At 44.6% G+C, this 13,817-nt stretch carries 14 protein-coding genes and 1 tRNA gene; 5 read left to right on the top strand and 10 right to left on the bottom strand.

From position 1 onward, the window contains the following. A tRNA-Val gene (locus ACQEXT_RS19365) sits at positions 1-77 on the top strand. Positions 78-337: 260 nt separating this feature from the next. Beyond that, on the top strand, positions 338-538 hold the full coding sequence (locus ACQEXT_RS19370; protein WP_331416335.1) for a DUF2986 domain-containing protein: 201 nt from the start codon (positions 338-340) through the stop codon (positions 536-538). 59 nt (positions 539-597) lie between these two features. On the opposite strand, the gene ACQEXT_RS19375 is transcribed toward ACQEXT_RS19370, so the two are convergent. Further along, a complete protein-coding gene (locus ACQEXT_RS19375; protein ID WP_426953241.1) occupies positions 598-792 on the bottom strand; it encodes a hypothetical protein in 195 nt (64 codons plus the stop codon). Positions 793-862: 70 nt separating this feature from the next. On the opposite strand from ACQEXT_RS19375, the gene ACQEXT_RS19380 reads away from it, so the two are divergent. Beyond that, positions 863-1,699 (top strand): alpha/beta fold hydrolase, encoded by an 837-nt coding sequence (locus tag ACQEXT_RS19380; protein WP_138970916.1) that lies wholly within the window; start codon positions 863-865, stop codon positions 1,697-1,699. A gap of 88 nt (positions 1,700-1,787) precedes the next feature. On the opposite strand, the gene ACQEXT_RS19385 is transcribed toward ACQEXT_RS19380, so the two are convergent. The 6 genes from ACQEXT_RS19385 to nirB all read right to left on the bottom strand — a co-directional run bounded on the left by ACQEXT_RS19385 (position 1,788) and on the right by nirB (position 8,149). Continuing rightward, positions 1,788-2,684, bottom strand: coding sequence for a hypothetical protein (locus tag ACQEXT_RS19385; protein ID WP_171052130.1), 897 nt, complete (start codon positions 2,682-2,684; stop codon positions 1,788-1,790). A gap of 151 nt (positions 2,685-2,835) precedes the next feature. After that, entirely contained in the window at positions 2,836-3,318 is a 483-nt protein-coding gene (locus tag ACQEXT_RS19390) for an NYN domain-containing protein (protein WP_426953242.1), read from the bottom strand. Positions 3,319-3,389: 71 nt separating this feature from the next. After that, positions 3,390-4,148, bottom strand: a complete 759-nt coding sequence (gene cobA, locus ACQEXT_RS19395; protein ID WP_426953243.1) for a uroporphyrinogen-III C-methyltransferase — start codon at positions 4,146-4,148, stop codon at positions 3,390-3,392. A 132-nt stretch (positions 4,149-4,280) separates the two neighbouring features. Next, positions 4,281-5,129 carry a formate/nitrite transporter family protein gene (locus ACQEXT_RS19400; protein ID WP_331416340.1) on the bottom strand — a complete coding sequence of 283 codons (849 nt, stop codon included), beginning with the start codon at positions 5,127-5,129 and terminating at the stop codon, positions 4,281-4,283. Between the two features lie 125 nt (positions 5,130-5,254). Then, entirely contained in the window at positions 5,255-5,578 is a 324-nt protein-coding gene (gene nirD / locus ACQEXT_RS19405; RefSeq protein WP_426953244.1) for a nitrite reductase small subunit NirD, read from the bottom strand. Positions 5,579-5,593: 15 nt separating this feature from the next. Continuing rightward, on the bottom strand, positions 5,594-8,149 hold the full coding sequence (gene nirB, locus ACQEXT_RS19410) for a nitrite reductase large subunit NirB (protein WP_426953245.1): 2,556 nt from the start codon (positions 8,147-8,149) through the stop codon (positions 5,594-5,596). Positions 8,150-8,658: 509 nt separating this feature from the next. Between nirB and ACQEXT_RS19415 the strand changes: the two genes are divergently transcribed. Both ACQEXT_RS19415 and ACQEXT_RS19420 read left to right on the top strand, forming a co-directional pair. Next, entirely contained in the window at positions 8,659-10,206 is a 1,548-nt protein-coding gene (locus tag ACQEXT_RS19415) for a methyl-accepting chemotaxis protein (RefSeq protein ID WP_426953246.1), read from the top strand. 207 nt (positions 10,207-10,413) lie between these two features. Beyond that, the gene (locus ACQEXT_RS19420) at positions 10,414-11,460 is read left to right on the top strand and encodes a GGDEF domain-containing protein (protein ID WP_426953247.1); all 1,047 of its coding nucleotides are present in this window, start codon (positions 10,414-10,416) and stop codon (positions 11,458-11,460) included. On the opposite strand, the gene ACQEXT_RS19425 is transcribed toward ACQEXT_RS19420, so the two are convergent. The 3 genes from ACQEXT_RS19425 to ACQEXT_RS19435 all read right to left on the bottom strand — a co-directional run bounded on the left by ACQEXT_RS19425 (position 11,457) and on the right by ACQEXT_RS19435 (position 13,780). After that, positions 11,457-12,119, bottom strand: coding sequence for a DUF2726 domain-containing protein (locus tag ACQEXT_RS19425; RefSeq protein WP_331418261.1), 663 nt, complete (start codon positions 12,117-12,119; stop codon positions 11,457-11,459). The genes ACQEXT_RS19420 and ACQEXT_RS19425 overlap by 4 nt on opposite strands. A gap of 84 nt (positions 12,120-12,203) precedes the next feature. Then, complete coding sequence (locus tag ACQEXT_RS19430) at positions 12,204-13,010, bottom strand: hypothetical protein (RefSeq protein ID WP_426953248.1); 807 nt, start codon at positions 13,008-13,010, stop codon at positions 12,204-12,206. Positions 13,011-13,018: 8 nt separating this feature from the next. After that, a complete protein-coding gene (locus ACQEXT_RS19435) occupies positions 13,019-13,780 on the bottom strand; it encodes a substrate-binding periplasmic protein (protein WP_426953249.1) in 762 nt (253 codons plus the stop codon). Positions 13,781-13,817 lie beyond the last annotated feature (37 nt).

Genomic DNA, 13,817 nt, shown 5'->3' on the forward strand with positions numbered 1-13,817 from the left:
GGGTCCGTAGCTCAGTTGGTTAGAGTACTACCTTGACATGGTAGGGGTCGGCGATTCGAGTTCGCCCGGACCCACCAAATTTAGTTCTTAGGAACAAAACACAAAGCCCGCTTAATGCGGGCTTTGTTGTATTTCACGTTTCTACTTTATCTTGAATCAAAATTATTTGTCATTTTGACTTTCATTTAGCTACCCATTTAGGGTCGGTTCCAAATCTCACACCACTGAAAGTTCTCCTAGTCGAACCGCGCTAGAGCACAAATAGCCAAACTGATATTGGTGATTTGTGTTCAGATTTTTGATAGGATCGGCGCCTTATTCAGGACCGAGCGATACCATGAACCGTAAAAAGAAGATCAATAGCATCTTAAAAGCTAAGCAAAAGAAGATAAACGCTAAGCTACATAAGAGTAATAAACCTCGCTACATCTCAAAAGCCGAGCGCGCTAAGCTAGAAGCAGAAGAGGCAAACCTCAACAATGAAGAGGCGTTGGTCGAGCAAGAATCAGCGGCAAGCGAACAACACGCTCAACACTAATTTCCAAATAGAAAAGCCAGTCGGGTTTACCCAACTGGCTTTTTTGTTCTTCCCTTTGGTCACTGACCCGCTTCATAGCCACCATCAAACGAAACCAACTTGATTTCCAGTTTAGCTCCGAAGTAGCGAAGTGCTAGCTTGGGGTCTTGGTTGTCAGTGACTTTCTTTCCTAGCGCTTCCAACAGCTCAGCCATAAAATCTTTAACTGGTTGTTCCGCATCAGCCAAATGCTGTTCTAGAGTATGATTATGCATTAGATTCCTAGCCATAACGTTATCAATCAATCGTTTATAGTTAAGTCCTTATTCAACCGAGGACATTAAAATGGAAACTATAAAAACGATCTTAAATGGCAATCACTACCGCTATTCGTTTCACCACTGTGAAGGTTCAGACCAATACGCTATTTTTCTTTTAGGCGCGTTACAGGACATAGAAAGTGTCCACAGTTTCTCGACCTTCTTTGCGACAAAATTGAACTGTATAACCATTGAGGTTCCTGGAACCGGTCATACAGAAAATCTTGAATCGACAGTCAGTATACGTTCACAAGCGATTATGTTGCGCGATTTTATCGAGTATTTAGGGGTTAAAAATGCCCATATTATTGGCTTTTCTTATGCTACAGCTGTTGCGGTAGAACTGTGCGACATATGGCCGCATGTGCTGTCGATGTCGATTTGTGGTGGCGTCCCAGGCATCCCTTCTTCGGGACGTCTTGCGACTAAGAAAATGATCGCGGCTGCGATGGACAACCCAACGAGCTTTGCGCAGTCATTTACTGAGTCTTTGACTGTAAACAACAACGATATTCCACGTAACAAAGCCATCATTAAGGCGACAGTCAGGAGCATCACTAATATGTCACAACAGCGTATTGACGTGTTCTTTGAGAACTCCGTTAGATTGCTGGTTCATACACCGTCCAATGTGACCAATATCTCTGTACCATGCACAATATGTGTTGGTGAGTTTGATCCATATGTCACGAAGGAAACCGCTCAATCCTTTGCAAACCAACTCAAAAATGGTCGCCTTGTGGTGATAAAAAACGCCGACCATTTAGTCCATTTGCAATATCCCGACAAGGTTGCCGCTCTAATGTTAGCCCAAGCGAATTCAGCGATAGCGCTCGATGAAGCTCTGTTAGCATTAACCTAAATAACTAGTGAACATTGTTGTTTTTTAGTGAGATATAATCAACTCAAGGCTCTGCGCAATTTGAGTTGATTATTTCCACTTGAAGGAACTAGATCACATTTTTTATATAGATCTTTGATAGTGTGGTCAGTATTTCTACTGCACGCTTCTTACATTCACCCTTTAAATAACGCAATGCTTCTACGATCAGTGCGTCACGCAAATGCTGGATTTGACGTAATTGATGAAATTGTGGGAATAAACGCATTTCACTGGTGAAATTTACGTGCGAGTTAAGTTCAAAACCCAGTTTGACCCTAAATCCTATCGCGACCGAAAAATCTCTTACTTTATTCACATCTTCAAGTTGCTGATATTGATACTCTGAAAGGCCTAAAACTCGCGAGATAACATCAATAGGAATTTGGTGTTCTAAGCGAAAACGTTTAACTGTAATCGCAACTGAGCGGTAATAGTCGATCGCAAAGGCATTAATATCTAACACTGGCGGCGGCAACAACTCGTTGTAGTTAATATCAGGATCGCTCTGAGATTCGACGTCAGAACGAAAAGATCGAAACTGTTGCTTATTCTCCTCACTCATCATATTCGTCACTAGATCGAGGTAAAGGTGAAATTGTTCGGCTGGAAGTCGACCAATGCAGTACAAAGCTTCGATGGCTTTGTCATCCATTCCTCGGTAATGCTCTTTCATTTTGAGGGCAAGATAAAAGCTGGTCATCGGAACCATCATGACCCACGACATTGCTGCCACGACATGGATTGGTCTGATAGAGTGATAGCTTTGCTGCATGTAACGCTTTAGAGTCGAGCCATTGATACCTGTTGTTCGCTGCTCTAAGTCGCGAAATGACATCCCTTGAGCACGTCGAATAAAGGACATAGACACAGCCATATCCGTATCAATGGTTTTCAGTAGTGTATCTAACGTTTCGATCTTTTGTTCTGAAACGCTGATTGTGACCTGATCCGCTCGATTTAACATACAACAAAACCTAACTAAAACAATGAATAAGCTACCTACAGTTGAGTCGGTAACTCTACCATAATCTGTGCAAACCTTGAACAATCAGTCGCAACCAGTGGGTAGGATATTGAACCACCCATCATCTTGTCTCAGCATGCCAGTTTGGTTGTCAGTTACGTGTGATAATTAGATTTCTATCGATAGCGATATAACGGTCAGCGGCATCAATAAGTGATTGCGCGGTAAGTCCTGGTACGCCAAAAACGTCTACTTTCGTCGCAAATCGAGTCTGAATTCTATTCACTAACACGTCGAAGTCACCATCACCAGTCAGCAGAATAACGCGATCTACTTGCGATGCCGTCTCATAAACATCCAGTGCTAATCCAACGTCCCAGTCCCCTTTCGCACTGCCATCATTTCTTTGGATAAAGGGTTTGAGTTTAACGTTAAAGCCAATGCCACGGAGAATATGATGAAACTGACGCTGTTTGGGATCATGTGAAGCAATGGCATAGGCATTTGCTGCAATCACCTCTCTACCTTCTGTGGCGATATACCAAAACTGGTTGTAATCAAAATTGGCGCGATATTTATCTCGCGTGGTGTAGTAGATGTTTTGAACGTCTACGAATATAGCCACTTTTTCCATAGATACTTTTGAGCTTAGAATGATGCCCTGACTCTAACAGAATCAGGGCATCAGTGCAGCAGTCATCACGGCTAGTTGTACCATTTCAGTTTGTCGTGCAAAGACGTAACACTGCCCACGACAATCAGTGCGGGGCTCACTGCTTGCTCTGCCAGCGATGCTAAATCTTTGAGCGGCCCAGTAAAGACTCGCTGTTCGCGGCGCGTGCCATTTTCTATTATTGCGCAGGACATCTGCTCATCTAAACCCGTTTCGAGCAGCTTCTCAGCAATATAGCCACTCTGTTTTAGTCCCATGTAGAATACTAAGGTGTTGTTCGATTGAGCCAGAGAACGCCACTCTATTTCACGGCCATCTTTCTGAACATGACCAGTAATAAACTGCACGCTTTGCGCATGGTCTCTATGAGTCAACGGAATGCCTGCATAAGCGGTTGCGCCTGCTGCTGCCGTAATCCCAGGAACCACTTCAAATCCAATCCCATGTTCAGCCAGTTCTTCTAGCTCCTCTCCACCTCGACCGAATATAAACGAGTCACCACCTTTAAGTCTGACGACTCGTTTGCCTTGGCTTGCTTTATCGACGAGCAATTGATTGATCTGTTCCTGCGGTACACAGTGGTAATCGAGCTTTTTACCAACGTAGATCATTTCTGCTTGGGTATTTGCTAAAGCGAGAATGTCTGGGGAGACTAAGCGATCGTAAACAACCACTTCTGCCTGCTGAATGACGCGATACCCTTTAACAGTCAGTAGCTCTGGATCACCAGGGCCAGCACCCACTAAAGAAACGAAGCCGCTGTTAAGTGGTGAAATATCAGAAGCAGTCATAGTCACGCCCTTTGAGAAAATTTGAATATAAAAAGTATCACTCACAGCGAGGAATAAAGTGGCTACTTTTTATAGTCAACTAATGTTAAAGCTAAAATATGCCCCATGATTTCACATGGGGCGGTATTGAGATTATTTCGCTAGTACTGGTTTCGCGTTTACTTCTTCAGCATCAGACAGTGCAGGCGCTGCTTTCGCATGCGTTAGGTATAGAGGAAGACAAGTCATTAGCAGACCACCAACAATGTTACCCAAGATGGTTGGAATGAGGTTGAAGTTCAACCAAGTCGCGATACCAAAATCGGCACCCAGAATCATACCTAGTGGGAATAGGAACATATTGACGACTGTGTGTTCAAACACAAGAGCAAAGAAGATGAAGATCGGGAACCACATCATTGCAATGCGGCCAGCCAATGTACGACCTGTCATGTTACCAATCACACCCAGACACACCATTAGGTTACAGAAGATACCGCGTACGAAACAGGTGATCCAACCGTCCATACCCATGTTCTCGAAACCAAGGCTACGTGCCGTCGATACCGCAATGAATTTTTGTGCAACGGCATTTGGTTCGAGTGAGAAGTTACCCGTCAATGAGACTGCAACAAGAAACGCAACAATCAGAGAGCCAATGAGGTTACCAAGTCCAACCAGACCCCAACAACGGAATACGCGGTTCCAAGTAATACCAGGGCGATTTTCAAGCTTAGCCAGAGGTGCAAGACCGAATACACCGGTTACTAGGTCATAGCCCATCACGCTAAGAATGACAAAACCCACTGGGAACACTAACGCGCCAACCACGCCCATGCCCGTTTGAACGATGGTCGTAATCGCAACAACAACCGCCAATGACAAAATGATACCTGCCATCGTGCCACGCAAAAGCAAGTCACGAGTACTTGTTTTGGTTTTTGCTTCACCCACGTTAATCATGGTTTGTACAAATTCAGCAGGTTTAAAATCAGTAGACATGAATGTGTCCTTATTCAAAGTGAAAGTTAAAAGTTGAAATCGAATAGTGAAAGGCTCGCTGTTTCTCTGTTCCTCACTGTGAAACAGCAAACCTTTAGGCTATTAAATCTCGCTTTAACGCCAGGTTAAGCTGCGATCTCTACCTGCCCTTTTACTACGCGAGCCTTATAGGCTTTGACGTTGAACTGCTGGTTTTCCATGCATACGCCAGTCATCAGGTTGAAGCGCTGTTTTTTCAATGGACTCGCCACCCATAATTCATCGCTATGTTCAACAATCAAACCACGTGACAACACGTTCGACTGATAGAAAGGATCCATGTTGCTAATCGCAAACACTTCTTCAGTCTCGGTTGGACGAAAGATCGCGACTTGTTCGCCTTCAACTAACGCACACACACCTGTTCCCGGGATGATGTCTTCAATGTTACATACTTTGGTAAATGCCATGATGTCGTCTCCCACTTAAACCAATTCAACATGAAGGATATCGCCCTTCACTTCAGGGTGTTTTTCCGTAAATGTAGCCGGACGATGCTGAGCACGCTCTTGAACGAACACGACATTGTCATCACGCTGATCTGAGTTAATGAAGTGAGCAAAGCGTTTTAGCTGAGCGGGGTCATTCACGGTATCAGTCCATTCACAGCGGAACTCTTCAACCAACTTAGCCACATCGGCTTCAAGCTGATCATTGATGCCTAGTTTGTTGTCAACAATCACTTCACGTAGATAGTTGATGCCACCTTCTAGGTTTTCCATCCATACTGAAGTGCGTTGAAGCGGTGCCGCTGTACGGATATAGAACATCATAAAACGGTCGATGTATTTGATCAGAGTTTCTTGGTCAAGATCGCTTGCTAGAAGATCGGCATGGCGTGGTTTCATACCGCCATTACCACAGACGTACATGTTCCAACCTGCGTCTGTTGCGATGATACCTAAATCTTTACCTTGTGCTTCAGCACACTCTCGAGTACAGCCAGAGACACCGAACTTCATCTTGTGAGGAGTACGGATACCTTTGTAACGGTTCTCAATCATCACACCCAGACCCACAGAGTCCTGCACGCCGTAACGACACCACGTTGAACCTACACATGTCTTCGCCATACGCAGCGCTTTAGCGTATGCCTGACCAGTTTCATAGCCCGCGGCAATCAGTTTGCTCCAGATCGCAGGAAGATCATCCTTCTGCGCACCGAATAGACCGATACGTTGAGCACCTGTCACCTTAGTATAAAGATTGTATTCAGCGGCAACTTCAGCCAGTACTTTCAATGCTTGAGGGGTTACTTCACCGCCCGCCATACGCGGAATGACTGAGTAAGTACCATCTTTTTGCATGTTACCTAGGAAGTTATCGTTGGTATCATGCAGTTTAACCAATTCAGGTTTAAGAATGTGCTCACCCCAGCATGACGCTAGAATCGAACCCACAAGTGGCTTACACACCTCACAGCCATAACCCTGACCGTATTTCTCTAACAACTCTTCGAATGATTTGATCTCTTCGATTCGAATCAGATGGAACAGCTCTTGACGAGAGTATGCGAAATGCTCACAAACATCGTTCTTCACTTCAACGCCCGCTTTGGCAAGCTCTGCGTTCAGTACAGAAGTCACTAATGGGATACAACCACCACAGCCAGTACCCGCACCTGTTACCGCTTTAATGTCACCAATCGTGTGGTGCCCATCAGCAACAGCCTGAGCAATCTTGCCTTTAGTAACATCGAAACAAGAACAGATAACCGCTGACTCTGGCAGTGCATCTGCGCCCAATGTTGGTTTCTCTGCCCCCGCATGAGCAGGAAGAATAAGCGTATCTGGGTGTTTCGGTAGCTCAATTTCATTAAGCATTAATTGCAGCAAATCGCCGTAATCCGACGTATCGCCAACCATTACTGCACCAAGCAACGTCTTATTGTCTTCAGAAACAATCAGGCGTTTATAGACTTCTTGCTCTTCGTTTTGGTAGACATAGCTCTTACAGCCTGGAGTACGACCGTTGGCATCACCAATAGAACCTACTTTTACACCAAGCAGTTTTAGTTTTGCAGACATGTCTGCACCTTCAAACTTGCTCTCATTACCGACAAGGTGGTCAACGGCAACCGTCGCCATCTTGTAACCCGGTGCCACTAGGCCATAGAAAGTATTGTTCCACGATGCACATTCGCCAATCGCGTAAATGTTCTTATCCGTGGTTTGACAGTGGTCGTCAATCTCAATACCCCCTCGCGGTGCAACGCCTAACCCCATTTGACGAGCAAGTTTATCTTGTGGACGGATACCCGCCGAGAACACGATAAAATCTGTCTCAAGCTCGGTCCCATCCGCAAAACGCATAACGTTTCTCGCTTCTTTACCCTCAGGTGCAATTTCAAGCGTGTTCTTGCTAGTGTGTACCTTCACACCCATGCTTTCGATTTTGTGACGCAGTTGATTACCGCCCGCTTGGTCTAACTGCTCCGCCATCAACTTAGGTGCAAACTCAACAACATGAGTCTGCACACCTAGCGCTTTCAATGCGCCAGCGGCTTCAAGCCCGAGTAGACCACCACCAATGACCACACCCACTTTGCTTTTCTTAGCGCATGCTTCGATTGCTTTGAGATCTTCGATAGTACGGTAAACAAAACAGTCTTTGCTCTCGCGACCTTTAATCGGCGGAACAAATGGGAACGAGCCAGTCGCCATAATCAGCGTGTCGTATTGAATCTCACGACCTGAGCTTGAATGAACAATACGCTTCTCGCGGTTTACGTTGATCGCACGCTCACCAATTAACATGTTAATACCATGTTTTTCGTAAAAGCCTTCTTTTACAAGGGAAAGCTCGTCCGCAGTGTGGTGAGAAAAGTAAGAAGAAAGGTGGACACGATCGTATGCTACGCGTGGTTCTTCACAGAAAACCGTGATTTCATATTGAGAAACATCCGTTTTATCAACAAGGTCTTCGATATAACGGTGTCCTACCATACCGTTACCGATAACGACCAGCTTCAACTTGCTCATAATACTTCCTAAGGGTTAGGTTCTTATCTGAGCTGATTGTTAATTATGAAAGAAAATTAATACATGATGTAAATCAATTACAGAATTAAACTACTCCAAAGGGGTAGGAACACAATTTAACCAACTAAAATCAGTAAATTAATTACATTAATGGATATTTGGATAAAATATCACCAATCATTCCTTATGCGGTATTTGTATAGATTGAAATCTCTGTTCACACCTCTCATCCACAGTGATAGAAATGCCACCACACCCTGGCAATATTTTGAATCAACATCTCACACAGCACGAAACAAAGTGTAATAAGCTCAATTTTGCAACAGAGTTTTGCTCGTAATCATGTTTCAACAACCCTATATGAAATTAATTAATCAAATTGATTCACATCAATTACTAATGGGTATGTGCATAGTTATCATGCGCCGCTTTAAGTCAAATAAAACAATAACTAAACATAATTATTCTTAAACGTAGCAATGCCAAAACATGAGAAAGAGTCAAAAAATATGGATGAAACAACGCTCAACAAAGATTACTGCGCTTCCGCAAACCTAATATCAACCACAAGCTCATCGAGTCATATTACTCATGCCAACGAGGATTTTTGTGGCGTTGCCGGTTACTCTGAATCTGAACTGATCGGCAATCCACACAATATGGTTCGCCACACAGATATGCCTAAGCAAGCATTTAAACAGATGTGGGATTATCTAAAGCAAGGTAAAAGCTGGATGGGACTGGTGAAAAACCAGTGTAAAGATGAGAAACATTACTGGGTTTCCGCCTTTGTCACCCCCATCAAATCTGAAAGCGGCGAAATCATCGAGTTTCAATCGGTTCGTTCTAAGCCGACCAAAGCACAAGTTCTAAGAGCGGAAGCATTGTATAAAAAACTCCGCAGTGGAAACGCGCCTAAGCAACCCCGCCTCCCCCTCACAACGCTTGCTCTCGCACTCGCAGTGTTCACCACGCTCGTCGCAGTTATTGGGGTTATATCGGCACCGAATTGGCCAAGTATCATGCTGCTGATCTGCACCACATTGACTAGCGGTGCTCTCCTTTACCAACGTAAGCGTGTTGGTGAACTGACAGCGCTAGCCAATCGCGCCTATTCTAACCCGCTAATGGAGCGACCTTATACCAACCACTTTGATGACTATTCTCAAGTGGAATTGGCACTAATGATGAAAAGTGCTGAGTTACGCGCAGTAACGGCTCGAGCGACTGAAACATCAGGGCAGATTCTGGCCTCTGCGGAAGATGAGTTCGCAACCATACAATCCATCGGGCAAAGCTTGGATCAGCAATGCAACGAGACGGAGCAAGTGGCAGCGGCGGTAGAACAGCTAACCCACTCAATTAGCGAAGTTGCCAATGCAGCATCGGCGGCGTCTATGCTAGCAGAACAAGCCGATCAAGAATCAAAACGTGGCTTAGAGAGTATTCAGTACACCATCACTGAGGTCACGACGCTGGCAAACGAACTTAACCGCGCACAAGGAATTATCAATGTACTGGCTCAAGACAGCCAAAAAATCGATAGTATTCTTGAAGTTATCACGACGATTTCAGAACAAACCAATCTGCTCGCACTTAATGCCGCTATCGAGGCCGCCAGAGCGGGTGAAGCGGGACGCGGGTTTGCCGTCGTTGCTGACGAAGTTCGCAATCTCGCCTCCAAAACTGGCACTTCTGCAAACGAAATTCACGCAATGATCCGCCAGTTGCAAGAGACCGCAGAGAGCGCGGTTGTTGCCATGCAGCAAGGGATTGCTCTTTCTACTAACTGTAAGGAACGCGCCGACCAAACCGGTGGTGTACTCGATAAGATTTCACAAAAACTCAATGCAGTGACCGACAGCAGTGTACAAATTGCGGCTGCCGTGGAGCAACAAGCGAGTGTCACTAACGAGATCAACACCAATATCGTCAACATTAAGAATCTGTCTGACGAAACCTTATGTACGTCACAATCGTCGATTGAACGTACCAGTGCTCTTGTTGATAAGATAGAAGGCTTACAGCGCTTAATGAAACAATTTCAAACTTCATAAACCGTTCTTTCTGCCCCTCGCCACTCTATGATCTGCTGAGGGGTTCATTCGAGGTGCGTTTGATCGCTTTTTTAGCCTCAATAATCGAGTCTGTTATATTAGTGTGAAGTGGGTTTATTTCTTGCCTTGATTCTCAACATGAAAAGAATATTATGAGTGGATATTCATAACTGAGCATATGTTTACTCACTGGAGAAGGCGGTTCGAATGGAGCTCGACATATTCAACCCTTCGCGGCAATTGCGTCGAGCTGTGTTATTTTGGCTCAGTATGCTTTCGGCCGTCATGTCTGCCTTTTTAACTGTCGTTAATATCGCTTCTGGCACCTATAGTTTACATCATTACAATGAAGCGGCTTTTGGTGTTCTGTCTCTTGTTGTTGGTTACTTCACCTATCGCAAATATACCTCAAAGCCACTTGTTACCGCTTATGTATATTGCTTGATTGCCTCAACCTCAATTGCAACTTATTACTATCCCATCAAGTACGGGGTTTTCCTTTGGGCTTGTTTGTTCCCTGTCGTCTTTTACCTAATCCTTGGTCGTCGCTATGGCTTTCTCGCCACTGGTGTTGGCTTTATAACTCAGTTAGCCATTATACTGCATCGTATTATGGGCGAGGATGTGATCAGCTCGATTCATTTGGTACTTAACTTCTCTTTAGTGTTTCTCGCGATATGGGTAACCGCACACGTGCTTGAGGTTAAGCGAAGAGTCTCTGAAGCATCTTTAGGGCAACTCGCCTCACGTGATGCTCTGACTGGCGTTTACAACCGCCACGCACTCTCGCACAACTTTGAACGGTATCGCAATGAAAGTAGAAAGTTACCTATGTCTCTGCTTGTCTTAGACTTGGACTTTTTTAAATCAGTGAATGATCGCTATGGTCATGATGTGGGTGACAAAGTGTTGATGCAAACCGCCGCCTTACTCGATTCACTGAGTGACGAACATCTGGTCTATCGCATTGGGGGAGAAGAGTTTTGCGTCGCTTTGCACGACACGGGATTGGATTTGGCAAAAATGAAAGCGGAACAAATTCGTAATGCCATCGAATGTTATTGCTTTAATACACCAGCAGAACCGATTGCGCTGACCGCCAGCATTGGTGTTTACCTATGTAACCACTATGCCAACTTAGAATCTGTTCTCAGAGAGGCAGATAAAGAACTCTATCACGCTAAAAAGAATGGCCGCAATCAGGTAAAAGTTTGCAACCTTTCTCCTTCTAAACTCAGTTTTTTACAGCCCTAATTCTGCTGTCCCTCTTCGAATACAACATTATAATTTTCAGTGTACGTACAATGTGGTTGACGGCTGCAGGTGAAAAAACGTCGACCTTTGTGCTCACCTTGGCTGGCGGTCTTAATCACCATTGGACTTCCGCAACGTTTACAAAAACGAACCTCTTTTTCGGGTTCAATCAGATCAATATGTGCCGCAAGTAATCGGCGCAATCTACTCACCTGATAGCTATGTTTGATGTTGGCTCCAATCAGAGGGATCCCAGCCGACTTACACACATGCATCAGGAGCTTTTGCCGTTCGACCTTACCTTTATCCAACTCTTTGCCATTGTCTAATTCAATAACGACACGAACTTCAAGAGTGCGAGGATCGCACACAACGTAGTCAAAATAGCTTTTAGCGATGCGATTGTTGGCAATAAACCACTGTTTCTTGTCCGTCGCCAATGGGGCGATCACATTGGACAAGTTCACTTTACTCATCACCACTCCATGCTGCCCTACTGCCGTAATCAATGCGTTGTAAAACGCCGACTCTTGTCCTGTAAGAAGTGGGCCTTTCTTTTTATACGAGCAGTCTTTTAGCTCATCTTGTTTAAGATAACGCTTTTGTATAACGACGAAGAAAATGACCAATATGGCAACAACTATGAAAACGCTTTCCATCTGGTTTCTGCTAACCCTATATAAAGTGGATATTTGTTTTTGATATTTAATTATTCGATATTATACCCAGACAGCAATAAGTGGTTAACGTTTTTGAGAGGCAGAGGCAGGTAGGGCTAACTTTATGACTACTCTTTGCTCTGGTTTGATTTGTTTAATATCTTCGCCCCAATATTTTTCAACTAGGCGATCTATCAAACCACTGCGTTTGGCATCGAGTAATGCCTGTTCAATCTTATGACGATATGGTGCCATATTAGGCGAGAGATAGAACTTAAAGTCGCGTTCGTAAACGAGTATTAGACGTTGCTCTATTGCAAGGTGAGGGTTTTGCTGCGACTCGGTAACGATCTCATTCAAACCACGAGGAAAGTAGTTCACCTTACCGTCGGTGGTGAGGAGGTTGTACAAAACTCGCCATTCACCATCCTGAAGGTAGACGTTGAGACCATTGTTCTGCCATACCTTGGCATCATACCAATTGATCCCCATACCGGCGACCTTATCAATGCCTTGTAGCTCTTCGAGTGAGGTCACCTTATCAAATACTGGCTGCAGTTTAGGCGGAATTAGCAGCACTCGCTTGCCAATCAACCCATTCGTTAAGGGCACATCAACTGCGATATAACGACGATCTCGCTCCGCCGTACTGATTAGCCAAGTCATACTTAACTGGTTGGCTTCCACCATCTTAAGCACTCGCTTTTGCGGGATATGTTCACTGGGCTCTTCAATGAAAACTTCAAAACCCGCATTGCTCAGCGCTTGATAAAGAAGTTCATGGTAATACCTATGCCCGCCATCAATTTGCGAGGCTAGAGTGAGCGTGATGGTTTCTTTTGCCCAAGTCAACGGCGCAAGAGCGCATAACAGTACAACGAATAATTTCATATCATCGCCTAACGGTATTTGTCTAAGATTTCTTGATAGCGGCTTACACCACTTTCACCCACTGTTTTTTTCAACGCATCGACTCCCTTTTGCAATTGAGACACAAGTTTTCTGTCCACTTCCAGATTAAATGCAAAATAGAGTTCACCTTCACGAAGTACGTGTACCACTTCATATTCCTCGGTGCTGTAACCCGCGCTCTTTAGCCACCATTTGGCAACGTTCTCTTCATAGGCCCATAAATCAATGCGATCTTTGGCTAGTTGACTCGCCAGCATATCCGGTACTGAGCTTTCAATCATGGAATCACGCGGTACACCCAACTCCAATAGCAGCTGTTCACCCACATCATCTCGGATGACCCCTATACGATATTGAGCTAACGCTATGGTTTGGTTGATGACGATATTGCGTGAGCGTTTTGCTAATACCACAATCCTCGTCGTGCTTATTGGTCCAGCCCATTGGAAGATATGCTCTCGCAATTTGGTTCGCGTGGTTGAGAAAAGGACAGTATTAGGTTTAATCAATGCAGTGCGATAAGCCCTTGGCCAAGGCTGAACCTGAATCGCCTCAAGACCAACAGGACTTTCAATATGAGCGCTCGCGGCAGCCAACACATCAACGGCAATACCTTGTACTACGCCATCGTTCTGATAATTGTAAGGAGGATACTGTTCGGTGAGATAGTTTAATTGATTGAGCTCTCTACCGTTTACGCTAATAGCGAGAAAGGACATACCCATCAAAAAACATGTCAAAAGTCGCATATACGACCCCTACAAATTAATAACAATCTACTTATTA

It is taken from the genome of Vibrio sp. TRT 29B02 (genome assembly GCF_050113655.1).
Classification (GTDB): domain Bacteria; phylum Pseudomonadota; class Gammaproteobacteria; order Enterobacterales; family Vibrionaceae; genus Vibrio.

What these genes read in the sequence shown, in the direction of transcription:
- ACQEXT_RS19370 (WP_331416335.1), top strand. Translation starts at nt 338, where the DNA reads ATGAACCGTAAAAAGAAGATCAATAGCATCTTAAAAGCTAAGCAAAAG.
- ACQEXT_RS19375 (WP_426953241.1), bottom strand. Translation starts at nt 792, where the DNA reads ATGCATAATCATACTCTAGAACAGCATTTGGCTGATGCGGAACAACCA.
- ACQEXT_RS19380 (WP_138970916.1), top strand. Translation starts at nt 863, where the DNA reads ATGGAAACTATAAAAACGATCTTAAATGGCAATCACTACCGCTATTCG.
- ACQEXT_RS19385 (WP_171052130.1), bottom strand. Translation starts at nt 2,684, where the DNA reads ATGTTAAATCGAGCGGATCAGGTCACAATCAGCGTTTCAGAACAAAAG.
- ACQEXT_RS19390 (WP_426953242.1), bottom strand. Translation starts at nt 3,318, where the DNA reads ATGGAAAAAGTGGCTATATTCGTAGACGTTCAAAACATCTACTACACC.
- cobA (WP_426953243.1), bottom strand. Translation starts at nt 4,148, where the DNA reads ATGACTGCTTCTGATATTTCACCACTTAACAGCGGCTTCGTTTCTTTA.
- ACQEXT_RS19400 (WP_331416340.1), bottom strand. Translation starts at nt 5,129, where the DNA reads ATGTCTACTGATTTTAAACCTGCTGAATTTGTACAAACCATGATTAAC.
- nirD (WP_426953244.1), bottom strand. Translation starts at nt 5,578, where the DNA reads ATGGCATTTACCAAAGTATGTAACATTGAAGACATCATCCCGGGAACA.
- nirB (WP_426953245.1), bottom strand. Translation starts at nt 8,149, where the DNA reads ATGAGCAAGTTGAAGCTGGTCGTTATCGGTAACGGTATGGTAGGACAC.
- ACQEXT_RS19415 (WP_426953246.1), top strand. Translation starts at nt 8,659, where the DNA reads ATGGATGAAACAACGCTCAACAAAGATTACTGCGCTTCCGCAAACCTA.
- ACQEXT_RS19420 (WP_426953247.1), top strand. Translation starts at nt 10,414, where the DNA reads ATGGAGCTCGACATATTCAACCCTTCGCGGCAATTGCGTCGAGCTGTG.
- ACQEXT_RS19425 (WP_331418261.1), bottom strand. Translation starts at nt 12,119, where the DNA reads ATGGAAAGCGTTTTCATAGTTGTTGCCATATTGGTCATTTTCTTCGTC.
- ACQEXT_RS19430 (WP_426953248.1), bottom strand. Translation starts at nt 13,010, where the DNA reads ATGAAATTATTCGTTGTACTGTTATGCGCTCTTGCGCCGTTGACTTGG.
- ACQEXT_RS19435 (WP_426953249.1), bottom strand. Translation starts at nt 13,780, where the DNA reads ATGCGACTTTTGACATGTTTTTTGATGGGTATGTCCTTTCTCGCTATT.